Genomic DNA, 18,815 nt, shown 5'->3' with positions numbered 1-18,815 from the left:
TCCCGCTGATGATTATTTAATCCCGTCGGCCTTCATGCGATCGCGAATATGCTGCGCGCGGGCTTCCGATGCCGGGTGATCGTCAAACATAGAGCTCTGACGGCCGGCTTCCAGCTTGGCCAGTTTCTCGAAGCTGGTGGCCAGTCCCGACGGATTGATACCGCGCTTACGCAGCAGGTCGTAAGAGTAGTCATCCGCTTCCGATTCCTGACGCTGGGAGAACTGCGAGTTCACCAGTTTTTCGCCCAGATCGCCCAACTGAGACTGCGACAGGCTACCGACGATACCGCCCGCGGAGGCCGCCGCCGCACGCACGGCGTTGGTACCCAGGGCGACCTGCATGCCTTTCTTCACGTGGCCCAGCGCGACGTGGCCCATTTCGTGGCCGATCACCGCCTCGACTTCATTATCGTTCATCAGATCCATCAGCCCGCTGTAGACGCGGATGCAGCCGTTGGCCATGGCGAAGGCGTTGACATCCTTGGTCTCATAGACCTTGTAGTTCACGGGCTGACCATTGATGTTATCGCCCAGCGCAGCCGCGATTTTGTTCAGCCGCTGGCTGTATTCACTGTTGGCCGGGGCGATTTTCGCTTTGGCGTCCATCTCTTTACAGGCCTGGTCGCTTAAGGTTTTCACCTGCGCGTCGCTGAGAGAGTATGCCTGGAAGGCTTCGGCGCCTGAGCTGAGCAGACCGTTGGAGTCCATGTTCTGACATCCGGTGAGGGTTGCTGCGATCCCAAGAGCAAGTACGGTTGAGCGAATTTTCATTTTTATCTTCCACAATCTTATGGTTGTTTATCCGAAAATACGGCGACGGCAGGGAACCGTATTCTGCGTAAATTATAAAGAGTATCGCAGGATGCGGGCGAGCGGATTCCGGCGTAGCACAACCTGTTCCAGAGATTTCTTAAAGGGCAAAAGGATGCTCCATGTACATGACTTGTCGCTTGGGTTACATTGTTCACACTTTTTTCCGGCGTAGCCCAAAACGCGCTCTCGTCAAGTCGTTAAGGGCATGGCCTTCAACAGTCCGAACTGGAGTCAAAATGTCCTCACGTAAAGAGCTTGCTAACGCTATTCGTGCGCTGAGCATGGACGCTGTACAGAAAGCCAAATCCGGCCACCCGGGGGCCCCGATGGGTATGGCTGACATTGCCGAAGTGCTGTGGCGTGATTTCCTGAACCATAACCCGAACAATCCGGCCTGGGCTGACCGTGACCGTTTTGTGTTGTCAAATGGCCATGGTTCGATGCTGATTTACAGCCTGCTGCACCTCACTGGCTACGATCTGCCGATTGAAGAGCTGAAAAACTTCCGCCAGCTGCACTCCAAAACTCCGGGTCACCCGGAAGTCGGCTACACCGCAGGCGTGGAAACCACCACCGGTCCGCTGGGCCAGGGTATCGCTAACGCGGTCGGGATGGCTATCGCCGAGAAAACCCTGGCGGCGCAGTTCAACCGTCCGGGACACGATATCGTCGACCACTACACCTACGCCTTCATGGGCGACGGCTGTATGATGGAAGGCATTTCTCACGAAGTGTGCTCCCTGGCCGGTACCCTGAAACTGGGTAAACTGGTGGCGTTCTATGATGACAACGGCATCTCCATCGACGGCCACGTTGAAGGCTGGTTCACCGACGATACCGCCAAACGCTTTGAAGCCTACGGCTGGCACGTGGTGCGCGGCGTGGACGGTCACGACGCTGACGCCATCAAACGCGCGGTAGAAGAAGCACGGGCGGTCACCGACAAACCGTCCCTGCTGATGTGCAAAACCATCATCGGTTTCGGTTCGCCGAACAAAGCCGGTACCCACGACTCCCACGGCGCGCCGCTGGGCGACGCCGAAATCGCCCTGACCCGCGAAGCGCTGGGCTGGAAACACGCGCCGTTTGACATCCCGTCTGACATCTATGCCCAGTGGGATGCCAAAGAAGCCGGCCAGGCGAAAGAAGCCGCATGGAACGAGAAGTTTGCGGCTTACGCCAAAGCCTTCCCGCAGGAAGCAGCCGAATTCACCCGCCGTATGAAAGGCGAGATGCCGTCTGACTTCGACGCGAAAGCTAACGAGTTCATCGCGAAGCTGCAGGCCAACCCGGCGAAAATCGCCAGCCGTAAAGCCTCGCAGAACGCCATCGAAGCCTTCGGCCCGCTGCTGCCGGAATTCCTCGGCGGCTCCGCAGATCTCGCGCCGTCCAACCTGACCCTGTGGTCTGGCTCTAAGCCGATCAACGAAGACGCTGCCGGGAACTACATCCACTACGGCGTGCGCGAGTTCGGTATGACCGCTATCGCCAACGGTATCGCGCTGCACGGCGGCTTCCTGCCGTACACCTCCACCTTCCTGATGTTCGTGGAATACGCGCGTAACGCGGTACGTATGGCCGCGCTGATGAAACAGCGTCAGGTGATGGTCTACACCCACGACTCGATCGGTCTGGGCGAAGACGGCCCGACTCACCAGCCGGTAGAGCAGGTGGCTTCCCTGCGCGTGACCCCGAACATGTCCACCTGGCGTCCGTGTGACCAGGTTGAATCCGCGATTGCGTGGAAATATGGCGTGGAGCGTCAGGACGGCCCGACCGCGCTGATCCTCTCCCGTCAGAACCTGGCGCAGCAGGAGCGTACCGCAGAGCAGCTGGCGAACGTGGCCCGCGGCGGTTATGTGCTGAAAGATTGCGCAGGCCAGCCGGAGCTGATCTTCATCGCCACCGGTTCAGAAATGGAGCTGGCGGTTGCCGCATGGGACAAACTGACTGCCGAAGGCGTGAAGGCGCGCGTGGTTTCCATGCCGTCCACCGACGCGTTCGACAAGCAGGATGCGGCTTATCGCGAATCCGTACTGCCGAAAGCCGTGACCGCGCGCGTTGCCGTGGAAGCGGGTATCGCTGACTACTGGTTCAAATACGTTGGCCTGAACGGCGCTATCGTTGGCATGACCACCTTCGGTGAGTCTGCGCCGGCTGAGCAGCTGTTCGAGGAGTTCGGCTTCACCGTTGATAACGTGGTCGCTAAAGCGAAAGCGCTGCTGTAATCGCTGGTACGGTGCGGGCTGATGCCCTCACCCCAACCCTCTCCCACAGGAGAGGGTGCAAACACCAAAAACGGTAACCCCTGGGTTACCGTTTTGCTTTTATCTCGCCACCCGGATTTTTTGTATCTGCTATTCCTGAACCATGTAATACGGTTGTAAATTATTCCAGCAAAAATGTGATGTGAGTCATATAGCTGGTTTATTGCGCTGGACAAACATTCCTTTTATTCCTCATTTCGCTTATTCTAGCTGAAGCGTTTCAGTCGTTTAAATGTTCGACAATTAATCAATCAGTCGCAGTTTGCAGCTGGTAAGGTTCCCCTCAGAGCGTTGCTGGATTACTCTGTCAGCCACCTCATAACAGGGACAGCCTTGCAGGAGATCTATGACCATTCGCATCGCGATTAATGGCTTCGGTCGCATTGGACGCAACGTGGTTCGTGCTCTATATGAATCCGGGCGTCGTGCGGAAATCACCGTGGTGGCAATCAATGAGCTGGCGGATGCCGCGGGCATCGCGCATTTATTGAAATATGACACCAGCCATGGCCGTTTCGCCTGGGATGTCCGTCAGGAGCGCGAGCAGCTGTTTGTTGGCGACGATGCCATCCGTCTGCTGCATGAGCCGACCATTGCGGCGCTGCCCTGGCGCGAACTGGCGGTGGACGTAGTGCTTGACTGTACCGGCGTATACGGGAGCCGTGAACACGGTGAAGCCCATCTTCAGGCGGGGGCGAAAAAAGTGCTCTTTTCTCACCCCGGCGGCAACGACCTCGACGCGACGGTGGTGTACGGCGTAAATCAGGATGAACTTCGCGCCGGGCATCGCATTGTCTCCAACGCCTCCTGCACCACCAACTGCATTATTCCGATCATTAAACTGCTCGATGACGCCTATGGCATTGAGTCCGGCACCGTCACCACCATTCACTCGGCGATGCATGACCAGCAGGTGATTGACGCTTATCATCCGGATCTGCGGCGTACCCGCGCGGCCAGCCAGTCGATCATTCCGGTGGATACCAAACTGGCGGCAGGGATCACCCGTATTTTTCCGCAATTTAACGACCGTTTTGAAGCGATTGCCGTGCGGGTGCCGACGATTAACGTGACGGCAATTGACCTGAGCGTGACGGTGAAAAAACCGGTAAAAGCATGTGAAGTCAACCAGTTGCTGCAAAAAGCAGCACAAGGTGCATTTCATGGTATAGTTGACTATACGGAATTACCGTTGGTCTCGACAGATTTTAACCACGATCCGCACAGCGCCATCGTCGATGGTACGCAAACCCGGGTCAGTGGCGCGCATCTGATCAAAACGCTGGTCTGGTGCGATAACGAATGGGGCTTTGCTAACCGAATGCTCGACACGACGTTAGCGATGGCGGCTATTGGTTTCAGGTTCGACGCGTAAACGTCGACAAAACTTTATGAATCAACGAGAGGATTCACCATGTCTGTAATTAAGATGACCGATCTGGATCTGGCTGGTAAACGCGTTTTTATCCGTGCGGATCTGAACGTACCAGTTAAAGACGGGAAAGTAACCAGCGACGCACGTATCCGTGCATCTCTGCCGACCATTGAACTGGCGCTGAAGCAGGGCGCGAAAGTCATGGTTACTTCTCACCTGGGTCGTCCGACCGAAGGCGAGTACAACGAAGAATTCTCTCTGCTGCCGGTTGTTAATTACCTGAAAGACAAACTGTCCAACCCGGTACGCCTGGTTAAAGACTACCTGGACGGCGTGGAAGTAGCTGCCGGTGAACTGGTAGTGCTGGAAAACGTTCGCTTCAACAAAGGCGAGAAAAAAGACGACGAAGAACTGTCTAAGAAATACGCTGCGCTGTGCGACGTGTTCGTGATGGACGCTTTCGGTACTGCGCACCGCGCGCAGGCTTCCACCCACGGCATCGGCAAATTTGCTGACGTGGCGTGCGCAGGCCCGCTGCTGGCCGCTGAACTGGACGCGCTGGGTAAAGCGCTGAAAGAGCCAGCTCGTCCGATGGTCGCTATCGTTGGTGGTTCTAAAGTGTCCACCAAACTGACCGTTCTGGATTCCCTGTCTAAAATCGCTGACCAGCTGATCGTGGGCGGCGGTATCGCTAACACCTTCGTTGCCGCTCAGGGCCACAACGTCGGTAAATCCCTGTACGAAGCAGATCTGGTTGATGAAGCCAAGCGCCTGCTGGGCACCTGCGATATCCCGGTTCCGACCGACGTTCGCGTAGCGACCGAGTTCTCCGAAACCGCAACGGCAACCCTGAAATCTGTTAACGACATCAAAGATGACGAGCAGATTCTGGACCTTGGCGACGTTTCCGCACAGAAACTGGCTGAAATCCTGAAGAACGCCAAAACCATCCTGTGGAACGGCCCGGTTGGCGTATTCGAATTCCCTAACTTCCGTAAAGGGACTGAAATCGTGGCTAACGCTATCGCGGACAGCGAAGGTTTCTCCATCGCCGGCGGCGGTGACACCCTGGCAGCGATCGACCTGTTCGGCATCGCTGACAAAATTTCCTACATCTCCACTGGCGGCGGCGCATTCCTTGAATTCGTCGAAGGCAAAGTCCTGCCGGCAGTAGCGATGCTCGAAGAGCGCGCTAAGCAGTAATTCAGTTCAGGCGGGGAAACCCGCCTGTTTTTCAGCGCGCTTAAGGGCTCGCGAACCTTCTTCAACGGTCGAAGATACAGATACAGGACTAAGTAACATGTCTAAAATTTTTGATTTCGTAAAACCGGGCGTCATCACTGGCGACGACGTTCAGAAAGTGTTCCAGGTAGCGAAAGAAAACAACTTTGCACTGCCGGCGGTAAACTGCGTAGGTACTGATTCCATCAACGCCGTTCTGGAAGCTGCAGCGAAAGTTCGCTCTCCGGTTATCGTTCAGTTCTCTAACGGCGGCGCAGCGTTCATCGCAGGTAAAGGCGTGAAAACTGACGTTCCTCAGGGTGCTGCTATCCTCGGCGCTATCTCTGGCGCCCACCACGTGCACCAGATGGCTGAACACTACGGCGTGCCGGTTATCCTGCACACTGACCACTGCGCGAAGAAACTGCTGCCGTGGATCGACGGCCTGCTGGACGCCGGTGAAAAACACTTCGCCGCTACTGGCAAACCGCTGTTCTCTTCCCACATGATCGACCTGTCTGAAGAGTCCCTGCACGAAAACATCGAGATCTGCTCTAAGTACCTGGCGCGCATGGCCAAAATGGGCATGACCCTGGAAATCGAACTGGGCTGCACCGGCGGTGAAGAAGACGGCGTGGATAACAGCCACATGGACGCTTCCGCCCTGTACACCCAGCCGGAAGACGTGGATTACGCCTACACCGAGCTGAGCAAAATCAGCCCGCGCTTCACCATCGCCGCTTCCTTCGGTAACGTACACGGCGTGTACAAACCAGGTAACGTAGTTCTGACCCCGACCATCCTGCGCGACTCTCAGGAATATGTTTCCAAGAAACACAACCTGCCGCACAACAGCCTGAACTTCGTGTTCCACGGCGGTTCCGGTTCTTCCGCTCAGGAAATTAAAGACTCCGTCAGCTACGGCGTGGTGAAAATGAACATCGATACCGACACCCAATGGGCAACCTGGGACGGTATCCTGCAGTATTACAAAGCGAACGAAGCTTATTTGCAGGGCCAGCTGGGCAACCCGAAAGGCGAAGATCAGCCGAATAAGAAATACTACGACCCGCGCGTATGGCTGCGTGCTGCCCAGACTTCCATGGTGACTCGTCTGGAGCAGGCATTTAAAGAGCTGAACGCGATCGACGTTCTGTAAGAAAAATCTGTTTCTTACCCGGAAGCCCGCAGCAATGCGGGCTTTTTTATTATCTTAACAACAGGATAGCGCGGCAGAAAACTGTGATCCATTTGGCAAAACGTGCACTTATTGTTTACCCTATAACCTGACTGCCCTGTCGCAGGCTGAGTTATTTACTTCCCCCCAGGGGATTCATAAGGAATGTTAAATGGAAGATTTGAACGTTGTCGATAGCATCAACCACGCCGGGACGTGGCTGGCACGCAACCAGGAGCTGCTGCTGAGCTATGCCGTCAACATCGTCGCGGCTATCGCTATCCTGATCGTCGGGATGATCGTGGCGCGCGTCGTCTCTAATACCGTCAACCGCCTGATGCTGGCGCGTAAAATTGACGCTACCGTGGCCGATTTTCTCTCTGCGCTGGTGCGCTATGCGGTTATCGCTTTTACGCTGATTGCCGCCCTGGGGCGGGTAGGCGTGCAGACCGCCTCGGTGATTGCGGTGCTGGGTGCTGCCGGTTTGGCGGTGGGTTTAGCGCTGCAGGGATCGCTGTCGAACCTTGCCGCAGGCGTACTGCTGGTGATGTTCCGCCCGTTCCGCGCTGGCGAGTATGTCGACCTTGGCGGCGTGGCAGGTACGGTGTTGAACGTGCAGATTTTCTCCACCACCCTGCGTACCGCGGACGGTAAAGTAGTGGTGGTCCCGAACGGGAAAATCATCGCCGGCAATATCATTAACTTCTCCAGGGAGCCTGCGCGTCGCAATGAGTTTATTATCGGCGTCGCTTACGATGCTGATATCGACAAGGTAAAGCAGCTACTGACCTCGATTATCGAATCTGACGATCGAATTCTGCGCGATCGGGAAATGACCGTTCGTCTGAACGAACTCGGCGCCTCGTCGGTGAACTTCGTGGTGCGCGTGTGGAGCAAAAGCAGCGATCTGCAAAACGTCTACTGGGATATCCTCGAGCGTATCAAGCGTGAATTTGACGCCAACGGCATCAGCTTCCCTTACCCGCAGATGGATGTTCATGTGGTGCGCCTGCCGGAAAAAGCAGAGTAAACCGCCTCTCAATAACTTAGGCCGGCCATGCCGGCCTTTTTCAATAGCTCATCATTAGTTGTTCTAATTAATGATTAATTCTTTCAATTTCCGCTAATAATTCATTCGCGCTATAGTCAGCGCCACTCTCGAACTCAGCGGATAAATCCTTATGTTTACTTATTACTTTCAGGGGCTTGCCCTGGGAGCGGCTATGATATTGCCGCTTGGCCCACAAAATGCCTTTGTGATGAATCAGGGGATCCGTCGTCAGTATCATCTGATGATTGCCATGCTATGCGCGGTCAGCGACTTGCTGTTAATCTGCGCTGGCATTTTCGGCGGTAGCGCACTGCTGATGCAATCCCCGTGGCTGCTGGCGCTAGTGACCTGGGGCGGCGTGGCCTTTTTGCTGTGGTATGGCTTCGGCGCATTGAAAACGGCGTTCAGTCAGAGTCTTGAACTCGCCAATGCAGAGGTAATGCAGCAGGGGCGCTGGAAAATCATTATCACCATGCTGGCGGTGACCTGGCTTAACCCGCACGTTTATCTGGACACCTTTGTGGTGTTAGGCAGCCTGGGAGGTCAGCTGGCGGTGGAGCCGAAGCGCTGGTTTGCGCTAGGGACCATTAGCGCCTCTTTCCTGTGGTTCTTTGGCCTGGCGCTGTTAGCCGCCTGGCTGGCGCCGCGACTGCGTACCGCCAGAGCTCAGCGGATCATCAATATTGTGGTCGGCGCCGTCATGTGGTTTATTGCGTTTCAGCTGGCAAGAGAAGGCGTCAGCCATATCCAGGCGTTGCTTAACTAAGCGTTGTCCGATGGACTTTCCTGCTGTACGCGCTAAGCTTGCTGGCATGCGTCCCGTAAGGGCGATTTAAGTAACATGGAGAAACGACAGTGAAGTTAAAAGTCTTAGCCCTGGCGGCAACACTCGGATTGACCACGATGGCGGCACAGGCCAGCGAATTGCCGGATGGCCCGCACATTGTGACTTCAGGCACAGCAAGCGTTGCCGCGGTTCCGGACATCGCCACCCTGGCGATCGAAGTGAACGTGTCGGCAAAAGACGCCGCGTCGGCAAAAAAACAGGCTGACGATCGCGTTGCGCAATATCTCTCTTTCCTCGAAAAGAGCGGTATTGCTAAAAAGGACATCAACTCGGCGAATCTGCGTACCCAGCCTGATTACGACTATCAGAACGGGAAAAGCATTCTGAAAGGCTATCGCGCGGTGCGCACAGTGGAAGTGACCTTGCGCCAGCTGGATAAACTCAACGGTCTGCTGGATGGCGCCCTGAAAGCGGGTCTCAACGAAATTCGCTCCGTCTCGCTGGGCGTTGCGCAACCGGACGCCTACAAAGATAAAGCGCGTAAAGCGGCGATCGACGACGCCGTGCATCAGGCGCAGGAGCTGGCCGCAGGCTTCCACAGCAAGCTGGGTCCGGTGTACAGCGTGCGCTACCATGTCTCCAACTATCAGCCGAGCCCGATGGTTCGCATGATGAAGGCCGCTGACGCTGCGCCGGTTTCTGCCCAGGAAACCTACGAGCAGGCGACTATCCAGTTTGACGACCAGGTCGATGTAGTCTTTGAGCTGCAGCCGGCGCAAGCCGCTGCTCCAGCCACCCCGGCGAAACCGGCGGAAACGCCGAAACCGGCCCAGTAAGCGATAGAAACAAAAAAGCCACTTCAGCGAAGTGGCTTTTTTATGCCCGCAGTTTAATCCTGACGCAGCACCTTGTGTCCGTAGTCAATGAGCGCATCGGTCACCCGGCGCATCATGCGGCTTTCCGGGGCGAAGCGGTGCCAGTAGAGCATGCGGCGCTGGAACAGGCCCGGGGTGAGATCGATAAGTTCGCCGCTGTTGAGCTCTTTTTCGATCTGCAGATGCGGGATCATACAGCAGGTGGTGCCCTGGCGCGCCAGCTGCACGAAAGCTTCCGACGAGTTGACGATGTGGCAGGGGACGCTGCCCGGCGGCAGGTCGAAGTTTTGCTGCAGGAACGCCTGATGCATATCGTCCAGATGGTCGAAGGCGACGACCGGCGCCTTAAGAAGTGCCGAACGCGTCACGCCATTCGGGAAATAGCGTTGCGCAAACTCTTTTGATGCGACAAACAGGTAATCGAGCGCCCCCAGCTGATCCACCAGGCAGCTTGGCAGCGCCTGCGGCTGGATACTCACTGCGCCCACTACTTCGCCACGGCGCAGGCGCTCCTGGGTGCGGGTTTCATCTTCCACCTGCAGGTTGAGACGAATAGGGGAGTCTGACAGAACATTGGCCAGCGCCGGCAGCAGCCAGGTCGCCAGACTGTCGGCGTTCACCGCCAGCGACAGCAGCAACGGCGTAGAGCCGGTTTGTTCATCGCCCAGCCACTCTTCCTCCAGCAGTTCAACCTGGCGCAACAGAGCCAGCAGTTTCTGTCCTTGCTCGGTGGGGCGCGGCGGCACGGTACGCACCAGCAGCGGCTGGCCGAACATATTTTCCAGCTGCTTAATACGCTGTGAGACGGCGGACTGGGTAATACATAGCTTCTGCGCGGCGCGCTCAAATCCTCGTTCCCTAATCACCGCATCCAGCGCTTGTAGTGTCCTGTAGTCCGGTCGTTTCATTATTCTGGCGTGCCCCCATAACTAATCGTTATCTCGCACTATGACATAAATTTTTATTTGATACAGACGAAATTGGTCTGTTCAGTTGTGTGATCTGCATCGCAGGGACATTTCCACTATCGATGTTCTATAATGCGCCACAGGCATTCACATCTCGGACCAGAATTATGACGCAGGATGAACTGAAAAAAGCGGTAGGTTGGGCAGCACTGCAATATGTACAGCCAGGGACTATTGTCGGCGTAGGCACCGGCTCGACGGCGGCCCATTTTATTGACGCGCTGGGCACCATGAAGGGGCAGATCGAAGGGGCGGTTTCCAGCTCCGACGCCTCCACCGAGAAGCTGAAAAGCCTCGGGATCACCGTCTTCGATCTTAACAGCGTCGATCGCCTGGGGATCTATGTTGACGGCGCGGATGAGATCAACGGCCATATGCAGATGATCAAAGGCGGCGGCGCGGCGCTGACCCGTGAAAAGATCATCGCCTCGGTCGCGGATAAATTTATCTGCATCGCCGACGCCTCCAAGCAGGTCGATATTCTGGGCAAGTTCCCGCTGCCGGTGGAAGTCATTCCGATGGCGCGCAGCGCCGTGGCGCGTCAGCTGGTCAAGCTGGGCGGCCGTCCAGAGTACCGTCAGGGCGTGGTGACCGATAACGGCAACGTGATCCTTGACGTGCACGGCCTGGAAATTCTCGATGCGATCGCGCTGGAAAACGCGATCAACGGTATTCCAGGCGTCGTCACCGTGGGGCTGTTCGCCAACCGTGGCGCCGACGTGGCGCTGATTGGCACTGCCGACGGCGTGAAGACCATCGTAAAATAGTCTGTCCGCAGGGAGCCGACCGGCTCCCTCGCAAATATTTTTTCATCAGGTGCAATTTGGTGACTTCTGTCACATTTATGCAACCATTCTGATTTACACGCTACCATTTCTTCTCTTTCTGGTGTTTTGTCCTGCGATTTCCCTCTGGATGACATTTCTTCAGGACGGCGACGCAAACGTTCATATTGCCGCGATAGTTTTTTTTGATATGTTGCTGAGACGAACTTTCGTTCAGCACGACATCAGTTAAGACAAAACAGGACGGGGAAATGGCTAAGGTATCACTGGAAAAAGACAAGATTAAATTTCTGCTGGTTGAAGGTGTGCATCAAAAGGCAATCGATAGCCTTCGCGCAGCGGGTTACACCAACATTGAATTTCATAAAGGCGCGCTGGATTCAGAACAGCTGAAAGCGTCGATCCGTGATGCCCATTTCATCGGCCTGCGTTCCCGTACCCATCTGACTGAAGAGATTTTCGCCGCAGCGGAAAAACTGGTTGCCGTCGGTTGCTTCTGCATCGGGACCAACCAGGTCGATCTGAACGCCGCTGCGAAGCGCGGTATTCCGGTGTTTAACGCGCCGTTCTCTAACACCCGCTCGGTGGCCGAGTTGGTGATCGGCGAACTGCTGCTGATGCTGCGCGGCGTGCCGGAAGCCAACGCCAAAGCGCACCGCGGGGTGTGGAACAAGCAGGCGGTCGGCAGCTTCGAAGCGCGTGGTAAAAAGCTGGGCATCATCGGTTACGGCCACATCGGTACCCAGCTTGGCATTCTGGCGGAATCGCTGGGAATGCACGTCTTCTTCTATGATATTGAAAACAAACTGCCGCTCGGCAACGCCACTCAGGTACAGCATCTCTCCGACCTGCTGAACATGAGCGATGTGGTCAGCCTGCACGTGCCGGAAAACGCCTCTACCAAAAATATGATGGGTGCGGAAGAACTGGCGCTGATGAAGCCGGGCGCGCTGCTGATCAACGCCTCCCGCGGTACCGTGGTGGACATTCCGGCGCTATGCGATGCGCTGGCCAGTAAGCATCTGGCCGGGGCGGCTATCGACGTCTTCCCGACTGAACCTGCGACCAACAGCGACCCCTTCACTTCGCCGCTGTGCGAGTTTGATAACGTGATCCTCACACCGCATATCGGTGGCTCCACTCAGGAAGCGCAGGAGAACATCGGTCTGGAAGTAGCTGGCAAGCTGGCGAAATACTCTGACAACGGGTCAACCCTGTCGGCAGTTAACTTCCCGGAAGTTTCTCTACCGCTGCACGGCGGCCGTCGTCTGCTGCATATCCATGAGAACCGGCCGGGCGTCCTGACCGCAATCAACCAAATCTTCGCCGCGCAGAGCATCAACATTGCCGCCCAGTATCTGCAAACGTCGCCGCAGATGGGCTACGTGGTGATTGATATTGAAGCGGAAGAAGATGTTGCCCAGCAGGCGCTGCAGGCAATGAAAGCGATCCCGGGGACTATCCGCGCCCGTCTGCTGTTCTAATCATTTTTGCCTCTCGGGCAGGTCGCGTACCTGCCCGTTTTTTTGTTAATACTTTCCAGGCTGAATTTCTCGTCCCCGCGTACCTACCAACACCAGGTTTTTCCCGGGGTGATGACCGCCGGCAGCGGGATATCCCACTCTTCGCTCGGCAGGCTATCCACCTGCTGGCAGTCGTGCGCGTAGCCCACCGGCTGCAGGCGATACTGCTGCCAGTTTTGCAGCGTCCGGTCGTAAAAACCGCCGCCCATTCCCAGCCGTTGGCCACTGACATCGAAGGCCACCAGCGGGGTCACCAGCACATCGAGTTCAGCCAGCGGCAGCACATCCCGCACATCGAGCTTCGGTTCGCGGATCTTCAGGCGATTCACGATCAGTTGGCTCTGCGGATGGTAGTGTAAAAACAGCAGATTGCCGGGGCTAAAGGGATGCAGCACCGGGAGATATACCCGCTTGCCGGCGCGCCAGAGCTGGTCGATCAGCGGCTGGGTGTCCAGCTCGCCGTCAAAGGAGAGAAACAGCGCCACGTTGTGAGCGAGAACTATCGGCGGCCAGGCCATCATTCGCTCGGCGGCCTGTTGGGCAAACAGGCGCTGTTGCTCCGGGCTGAGTGCGCGTCGACGATCGCGGATCTGCTGGCGAATATGCTGACGGGAGAGCAGGGTATCGGGCTGTATAGTCATGCAGGTCTCGTTACGAGCTGGCGAAACAATAGGAGCAAGTGTAATACAGGGCGGCTTCAGCCGAAAACACGTATGGGGGATGATGCGAAGTAAAGAAGGGAATCTCCGAGATGCCGCCGCAGGCTGTAACCCTTGAACCCTTGGTTCAAGGTGAATGTGTCGTCACGGTTTTAAGGCTTCTCGGACGAACCGAGCATGCTCACCAACCGTGGAGCGCCACATTCTTGTGGTATGAAATATCGGCTCAGGGGACTGGCCCGCTTGCAAACATCTCAGAGAAATTTTGTTCTTGCGATTACTCTAACACAGTTAACTGCAAAGTGTTATTCAAACTTCGACCCTGGCTTTTCGCTTATGCGACCTTGCTCAAGCAATGCTTGTTCGATGGTCTGCTGAAGCATGCGAATGCGCTGCTCCATGCTGGAAGCGTAGTCGCGGGTCTTCGCTTTTTCCTGAGTCAACTCATAGCTGATGTTCAACGCCGCGATGAAGACCAGCTGCTCAGTATTTGTGACTCTAGTGCGTTCTTTTAAATCTTGCAACCGCTGATTAAGGTCTTCAGCTGCCTGATTCAGGGCATCCCTTTGTTCAGGCGGGCAATTCACTCGCAGTGAACGGCCGAAAATTTGGAGATCTACGGGTTGTGCAGACATGCCACCTTCCTGCTGATTGACTGCGCTGCCTTCACACCCTGGCCCGGGTCTGCGAAGGGGCGACACTATAGCTACCCTGGTGCGAAGATACAAGCCCTATTCTGGTTCACCAGGGTCCAAAGTGGTAGCATACCATGAATATTCCTCCCAACGATGACGAATGCGCATGTCTATACAGAACGAAATGCCTGGTTACAACGATGTAGACCAGTTACTGAACCAACAAGGGGTAGGTCTCACCCCGGCCGAAATGCACGGTTTGATCAGCGGATTGCTGTGCGGCGGCAACACGGACAGCAGCTGGCAGCCGCTGGTGCACGACCTGACCAACGAAGGTCTCGCCTTTGGCCATGAACTGGCTCAGGCGCTGCGTAACATGCATTCCGCCATCAGCGATTCACTGGATGACGACGGTTTCCTCTTTCAACTGTATCTGCCGGAAGGCGATGCGGTGAGCGTCTTTGACCGTGCCGACGCCCTCGCCGGTTGGGTCAACCACTTCCTGCTTGGTCTTGGCGTTAGCCAGCCGAAGCTGGATAAAGTGAAGGATGAAACCGGGGAAGCGATTGACGATCTGCGTAATATTGCCCAGCTGGGCTACGATGAAGACGAAGATCAGGAAGAGCTGGAGATGTCTCTGGAGGAGATTATCGAGTATGTCCGCGTTGCCGCACTGCTGTGCCACGACACCTTTGCCCGTCAGCAGCCAACCGCACCGGAAGTCCGCAAACCGACATTACACTAACTAAAATTCGTTCAGGGGGCGTCATGACTCAGCAGGAATTTCTATCGCGTCGCCAGACGCTGTTGGCGCAGATGCAGCCAGGCAGCGCGGCGCTGATTTTCGCCGCACCGGAAGCGGTGCGCAGTGCAGATTCGGAATATCCCTACCGGCAGAACAGCGATTTCTGGTACTTCACCGGCTTTAACGAACCGGAAGCGCTGCTGGTGTTGATTAAAAGCGATGAAACCCACAACCATAGCGTGCTGTTCAACCGGGTTCGCGATCTGACCGCTGAGATCTGGTTTGGACGCCGTCTGGGCCAGGAGGCCGCGCCGGCGAAGCTTGGCGTCGACCGGGCGCTGGCGTTCAGCGAAATCAACCAGCAGCTGTATCAGCTGCTCAACGGTCTGGACGCGATCTACTTCGCCCAGGGTGAATATGCCTATGCCGATGAGATTGTGTTCAACGCCCTCGAAAAACTGCGCAAAGGCTCGCGCCAGAATCTGCAGGCGCCGAACTCGGTTATCGACTGGCGGCCCATTGTGCATGAGATGCGCCTGTTTAAATCCGCGGAAGAGCTTGCCGTGATGCGCCGCGCCGGGGAGATCACCGCGCTGGCCCATACCCGGGCGATGGAAAAATGCCGCCCTGGCATGTTCGAATATCAGCTGGAAGGTGAAATTCTCCATGAATTCAACCGCCACGGGGCACGTTTCCCCTCCTATAACACCATCGTTGGCGGCGGCGAAAACGGCTGTATTCTGCACTACACCGAAAACGAATCTGAACTGCGCGACGGCGATTTAGTCCTGATTGACGCCGGCTGCGAGTATCGCGGCTATGCCGGGGACATTACCCGCACCTTCCCGGTAAACGGTAAATTTACCCAGCCGCAGCGCGAGATCTACGACATTGTGCTCGAATCGCTGGAGACCGCGCTGAAACTCTATCGGCCGGGCACCTCGATCTGTCAGGTCAACCAGGAAGTGGTGCGCATTATGATTACCGGCCTGGTGCGGCTGGGGATCCTGAAAGGCGAGATTGACGAGCTTATCGCCAACAACGCCCACCGCCCGTACTTTATGCATGGCCTGAGCCACTGGCTGGGTCTGGATGTGCACGATGTCGGTAATTACGACACCGACCGTTCGCGCGTCCTGGAGCCGGGAATGGTGCTGACCGTCGAGCCGGGACTGTATATCGCCACCGATGCCGACGTGCCGGCGCAGTATCGCGGCATCGGCATCCGTATTGAAGATGACATCGTGATTACCGAAGACGGTAACGAAAATCTCACCGCCGGCGTGGTGAAGAAGGCGGATGAGATCGAGGCGCTGATGGCGGCGGCGCGCCAGTCATGAGCGTGCTGATCGTCGGGGGCGGGATGACCGGGGCGACGCTCGCGCTGGCCATCTCCCGTTTGACCGGCGGCGCGCTGCCGGTCCACCTCATTGAAGCGCAGGATCCGCATTCCTCACGCCACCCTGGCTTTGACGACCGGGCGATCGCCCTGGCTGCGGGCACCTGCCAGCAGCTGGCGCGTATCGGTATCTGGCAACGCCTCGCCGAACGCGCGACGCCCATCCAGCGAGTACACGTCAGCGACCGCGGTCATGCCGGGTTTGTGAATCTGGCGGCCGCGGATTATGGCCTGTCGGCGCTGGGCCAGGTGGTTGAACTCCACGATGTCGGCCAGCGGCTGTTTGGTCTGCTGCGCGAGGCGCCAGGCGTCACGCTGCACTGTCCGGCGAAAGTGGAAGCGGTCAGTCGCAGCCAGGAGAGCGTCAGCCTTACGCTTGAGGGCGGCGAAATCATTAACGGTAAGCTGCTGGTGGCGGCGGACGGTTCCCGTTCGGCACTGGGCGCCCGCTGCGGCATCAGCTGGCAGCAGCAGCCGTATGAGCAGATAGCGATCATTGCTAACGTCAGCACCGCGTTGCCCCACGAAGGTCGCGCCTTCGAGCGCTTTACCGAGCATGGCCCGCTGGCGATGCTGCCGATGTCGCAAGGGCGCTGCTCGCTGGTGTGGTGTCATCCGCAGTCGCGCCGCGATGAGGTGCAGAGCTGGTCTGAAGAACGCTTTTGTCAGGAGCTGCAGCAGGCATTCGGCTGGCGGCTGGGGCGTATTACCCACGCCGGGAAGCGCAGCGTTTATCCGCTGGCCCTCACCACCGCCAGCCGCGCGGTGTCGCACCGCCTGGCGCTGGTCGGCAACGCGGCGCAGACGCTGCACCCGATCGCCGGGCAGGGCTTTAATCTCGGCCTGCGCGATGTGATGAGCCTGGCGGAATTACTTGCTGACGCCCATCTCAGCGGCGAAGATGTCGGTCATTATCCACTGCTGTGCCGCTATCAGGCGCGCAGGGCAGGGGATAAAGCCGCCACCATCGGCGTGACCGATGGGCTGGTGCATCTGTTTGCCAACCGTTGGGCGCCGCTGGTGGCGGGGCGCAACGTCGGTCTGATGGCGATGGAATTATTTACCCCGGCGCGCGATGCGCTGGCGCAGCGTACCCTCGGTTGGGTTCCCCGTTAAGGAGTAGAACGTGCAAAGTGTTGATGTTGCCATTGTTGGCGGTGGAATGGTGGGGCTGGCGGTAGCCTGCGGTCTACAGGGTAGCGGCCTGCGCGTCGCAGTGCTGGAGAAAGCAGAGCCGCGACCGCTGGCCGCCGATGCGCCGCCGGCGCTGCGCGTTTCGGCAATTAATGCCGCCAGCGAAAAGCTGCTGACAAAGCTGGACGTCTGGCGCGAGATCGTCGCCCAGCGGGCCAGCTGCTATCACGGTATGGAAGTGTGGGATAAAGACAGCTTTGGCCACATTAGCTTCGATGACCAGAGCATGGGCTTTAGCCACCTTGGCTATATTATCGAAAATGCCGTAGTGCATCATGCATTGTGGCAGAAGGCGCAGCGTTGCGCTGACGTTACCCTGCTGGCTCCGGCGGTACTTCAGCAGGTGGCGTGGGGCGAGAATGAAGCCTTTCTCAGCCTGCAGGACGGCAGCATGCTGACCGCGCGGCTGGTGATCGGCGCCGATGGTGCCAATTCATGGCTGCGCAATAAAGCCGATATTCCGCTGACCTTCTGGGATTACCATCATCATGCGCTGGTGGCGACCATCCGTACCGCTGAGCCGCATCAGGCGGTGGCCCGCCAGGCGTTCCATGGCGACGGGATCCTCGCCTTCCTGCCGCTCAGCGATCCGCACCTGTGCTCGGTCGTCTGGTCGCTATCGCCGGGGGAAGCGCAGCGGATGCAGCAGGCTGATGAAACCATCTTCAACCAGGCGCTGAATATCGCGTTCGATAATCGCCTTGGCCTCTGCCAACTGGCAAGTGAACGTGAAGTTTTCCCGCTGACCGGCCGCTATGCCCGTCAGTTTGCCGCCCACCGGCTGGCGCTGGTCGGCGATGCCGCGCATACCATCCATCCGCTGGCCGGGCAGGGGGTCAACCTCGGTTTTATGGATGCCGCCGAGCTTATTGACGAGCTGAAGCGCCTGCACGCTCAGGGCAAAGATATCGGCCAGCATCTTTATCTGCGCCGCTACGAGCGCAGCCGCAAGCACAGCGCGGCGCTGATGCTGGCGGGCATGCAGGGCTTCCGCGAAATGTTCTCCGGGAGCCATCCGGCGAAGAAATTTCTTCGCGATGTGGGACTCAAACTGGCCGATACGCTGCCGGGCGTGAAACCGCAGCTGATTCGCCAGGCGATGGGCCTCAACGATCTGCCTGCCTGGTTACGTTAACCGCGTCACACTTCTTTCACCCGGCCTGGGCGCCGGGTTTTCCCCCTCATTTGAAATATTCTAATTTCACCTCTTTTTTCGCATTAGATTTATTAATGCGTCCTTTTTTTTGTTAAAGAAATTAGAGTCGTAAAATCGCATAAAACACCATCATTACCTAATTGTCGCGCCGTTAATGTTAATTTTATGTGGCGTAAATCGCTTTT

At 57.1% G+C, this 18,815-nt stretch carries 17 protein-coding genes and 1 other RNA gene; 13 read left to right on the top strand and 5 right to left on the bottom strand.

The genetic code is table 11. From position 1 onward, the window contains the following. Positions 1-12: 12 nt before the first annotated feature. The gene (locus HMPREF1024_RS13365; RefSeq protein WP_004151780.1) at positions 13-771 is read right to left on the bottom strand and encodes a M48 family metallopeptidase; all 759 of its coding nucleotides are present in this window, start codon (positions 769-771) and stop codon (positions 13-15) included. A gap of 278 nt (positions 772-1,049) precedes the next feature. On the opposite strand from HMPREF1024_RS13365, the gene tkt reads away from it, so the two are divergent. From tkt to HMPREF1024_RS13400, 7 genes are all read left to right on the top strand, one after another. Further along, positions 1,050-3,041 carry a transketolase gene (tkt, locus tag HMPREF1024_RS13370; protein WP_009308621.1) on the top strand — a complete coding sequence of 664 codons (1,992 nt, stop codon included), beginning with the start codon at positions 1,050-1,052 and terminating at the stop codon, positions 3,039-3,041. A gap of 385 nt (positions 3,042-3,426) precedes the next feature. Next, on the top strand, positions 3,427-4,455 hold the full coding sequence (gene epd / locus HMPREF1024_RS13375; RefSeq protein ID WP_002916512.1) for an erythrose-4-phosphate dehydrogenase: 1,029 nt from the start codon (positions 3,427-3,429) through the stop codon (positions 4,453-4,455). Positions 4,456-4,494: 39 nt separating this feature from the next. Next, positions 4,495-5,658: a phosphoglycerate kinase gene (gene pgk, locus HMPREF1024_RS13380; RefSeq protein ID WP_002916508.1), complete on the top strand. Its 1,164-nt coding sequence runs from the start codon at positions 4,495-4,497 to the stop codon at positions 5,656-5,658. A 97-nt stretch (positions 5,659-5,755) separates the two neighbouring features. Beyond that, positions 5,756-6,835: a class II fructose-bisphosphate aldolase gene (fbaA, locus tag HMPREF1024_RS13385; protein ID WP_004144748.1), complete on the top strand. Its 1,080-nt coding sequence runs from the start codon at positions 5,756-5,758 to the stop codon at positions 6,833-6,835. A gap of 190 nt (positions 6,836-7,025) precedes the next feature. Beyond that, entirely contained in the window at positions 7,026-7,883 is an 858-nt protein-coding gene (locus HMPREF1024_RS13390) for a small-conductance mechanosensitive channel MscS (protein WP_002916504.1), read from the top strand. Positions 7,884-8,034: 151 nt separating this feature from the next. Next, positions 8,035-8,670: an arginine exporter ArgO gene (gene argO / locus HMPREF1024_RS13395; RefSeq protein WP_009308620.1), complete on the top strand. Its 636-nt coding sequence runs from the start codon at positions 8,035-8,037 to the stop codon at positions 8,668-8,670. An 89-nt stretch (positions 8,671-8,759) separates the two neighbouring features. Then, on the top strand, positions 8,760-9,527 hold the full coding sequence (locus HMPREF1024_RS13400) for an oxidative stress defense protein (RefSeq protein ID WP_002916499.1): 768 nt from the start codon (positions 8,760-8,762) through the stop codon (positions 9,525-9,527). Positions 9,528-9,580: 53 nt separating this feature from the next. Here HMPREF1024_RS13400 and argP read toward each other — a convergent pair whose 3' ends face one another. Then, positions 9,581-10,474: a DNA-binding transcriptional regulator ArgP gene (argP, locus tag HMPREF1024_RS13405; protein ID WP_002916497.1), complete on the bottom strand. Its 894-nt coding sequence runs from the start codon at positions 10,472-10,474 to the stop codon at positions 9,581-9,583. Positions 10,475-10,641: 167 nt separating this feature from the next. Between argP and rpiA the strand changes: the two genes are divergently transcribed. Then, positions 10,642-11,301, top strand: coding sequence for a ribose-5-phosphate isomerase RpiA (gene rpiA / locus HMPREF1024_RS13410; protein WP_002916495.1), 660 nt, complete (start codon positions 10,642-10,644; stop codon positions 11,299-11,301). Between the two features lie 269 nt (positions 11,302-11,570). Beyond that, a complete protein-coding gene (serA, locus tag HMPREF1024_RS13415) occupies positions 11,571-12,803 on the top strand; it encodes a phosphoglycerate dehydrogenase (RefSeq protein ID WP_002916493.1) in 1,233 nt (410 codons plus the stop codon). A gap of 83 nt (positions 12,804-12,886) precedes the next feature. On the opposite strand, the gene HMPREF1024_RS13420 is transcribed toward serA, so the two are convergent. From HMPREF1024_RS13420 to zapA, 3 genes are all read right to left on the bottom strand, one after another. Next, positions 12,887-13,483, bottom strand: coding sequence for a 5-formyltetrahydrofolate cyclo-ligase (locus HMPREF1024_RS13420; RefSeq protein WP_004144746.1), 597 nt, complete (start codon positions 13,481-13,483; stop codon positions 12,887-12,889). 98 nt (positions 13,484-13,581) lie between these two features. Beyond that, positions 13,582-13,765, bottom strand: a non-coding RNA gene (gene ssrS / locus HMPREF1024_RS28800) — 6S RNA. 41 nt (positions 13,766-13,806) lie between these two features. After that, on the bottom strand, positions 13,807-14,136 hold the full coding sequence (zapA, locus tag HMPREF1024_RS13425) for a cell division protein ZapA (protein ID WP_002916488.1): 330 nt from the start codon (positions 14,134-14,136) through the stop codon (positions 13,807-13,809). Positions 14,137-14,302: 166 nt separating this feature from the next. Here zapA and HMPREF1024_RS13430 point away from each other — a divergent pair, with 166 nt between their 5' ends. The 4 genes from HMPREF1024_RS13430 to ubiI are packed head-to-tail and all read left to right on the top strand — an operon-like array spanning position 14,303 to position 18,609. Further along, the gene (locus HMPREF1024_RS13430; protein ID WP_002916486.1) at positions 14,303-14,881 is read left to right on the top strand and encodes a YecA family protein; all 579 of its coding nucleotides are present in this window, start codon (positions 14,303-14,305) and stop codon (positions 14,879-14,881) included. Between the two features lie 23 nt (positions 14,882-14,904). Continuing rightward, entirely contained in the window at positions 14,905-16,221 is a 1,317-nt protein-coding gene (gene pepP / locus HMPREF1024_RS13435; RefSeq protein ID WP_002916483.1) for a Xaa-Pro aminopeptidase, read from the top strand. Beyond that, positions 16,218-17,396, top strand: a complete 1,179-nt coding sequence (gene ubiH / locus HMPREF1024_RS13440; protein WP_004185594.1) for a 2-octaprenyl-6-methoxyphenyl hydroxylase — start codon at positions 16,218-16,220, stop codon at positions 17,394-17,396. The genes pepP and ubiH overlap by 4 nt, the downstream gene beginning before the upstream one ends. Positions 17,397-17,406: 10 nt before the next feature. Then, the gene (gene ubiI / locus HMPREF1024_RS13445) at positions 17,407-18,609 is read left to right on the top strand and encodes an FAD-dependent 2-octaprenylphenol hydroxylase (protein WP_009308619.1); all 1,203 of its coding nucleotides are present in this window, start codon (positions 17,407-17,409) and stop codon (positions 18,607-18,609) included. The last annotated feature ends 206 nt before the right edge of the window (positions 18,610-18,815 follow it).

Source organism: Klebsiella sp. 4_1_44FAA (genome assembly GCF_000238715.1).
Classification (GTDB): Bacteria; Pseudomonadota; Gammaproteobacteria; order Enterobacterales; family Enterobacteriaceae; genus Klebsiella; species Klebsiella pneumoniae.
This window is presented reverse-complemented; position numbering and strand designations above follow the sequence as displayed.

Coding starts and splice junctions, on each gene's coding strand:
- HMPREF1024_RS13365 (WP_004151780.1), bottom strand. CDS start 771: ATGAAAATTCGCTCAACCGTACTTGCTCTTGGGATCGCAGCAACCCTC.
- tkt (WP_009308621.1), top strand. CDS start 1,050: ATGTCCTCACGTAAAGAGCTTGCTAACGCTATTCGTGCGCTGAGCATG.
- epd (WP_002916512.1), top strand. CDS start 3,427: ATGACCATTCGCATCGCGATTAATGGCTTCGGTCGCATTGGACGCAAC.
- pgk (WP_002916508.1), top strand. CDS start 4,495: ATGTCTGTAATTAAGATGACCGATCTGGATCTGGCTGGTAAACGCGTT.
- fbaA (WP_004144748.1), top strand. CDS start 5,756: ATGTCTAAAATTTTTGATTTCGTAAAACCGGGCGTCATCACTGGCGAC.
- HMPREF1024_RS13390 (WP_002916504.1), top strand. CDS start 7,026: ATGGAAGATTTGAACGTTGTCGATAGCATCAACCACGCCGGGACGTGG.
- argO (WP_009308620.1), top strand. CDS start 8,035: ATGTTTACTTATTACTTTCAGGGGCTTGCCCTGGGAGCGGCTATGATA.
- argP (WP_002916497.1), bottom strand. CDS start 10,474: ATGAAACGACCGGACTACAGGACACTACAAGCGCTGGATGCGGTGATT.
- rpiA (WP_002916495.1), top strand. CDS start 10,642: ATGACGCAGGATGAACTGAAAAAAGCGGTAGGTTGGGCAGCACTGCAA.
- serA (WP_002916493.1), top strand. CDS start 11,571: ATGGCTAAGGTATCACTGGAAAAAGACAAGATTAAATTTCTGCTGGTT.
- HMPREF1024_RS13420 (WP_004144746.1), bottom strand. CDS start 13,483: ATGACTATACAGCCCGATACCCTGCTCTCCCGTCAGCATATTCGCCAG.
- zapA (WP_002916488.1), bottom strand. CDS start 14,136: ATGTCTGCACAACCCGTAGATCTCCAAATTTTCGGCCGTTCACTGCGA.
- HMPREF1024_RS13430 (WP_002916486.1), top strand. CDS start 14,303: ATGTCTATACAGAACGAAATGCCTGGTTACAACGATGTAGACCAGTTA.
- pepP (WP_002916483.1), top strand. CDS start 14,905: ATGACTCAGCAGGAATTTCTATCGCGTCGCCAGACGCTGTTGGCGCAG.
- ubiH (WP_004185594.1), top strand. CDS start 16,218: ATGAGCGTGCTGATCGTCGGGGGCGGGATGACCGGGGCGACGCTCGCG.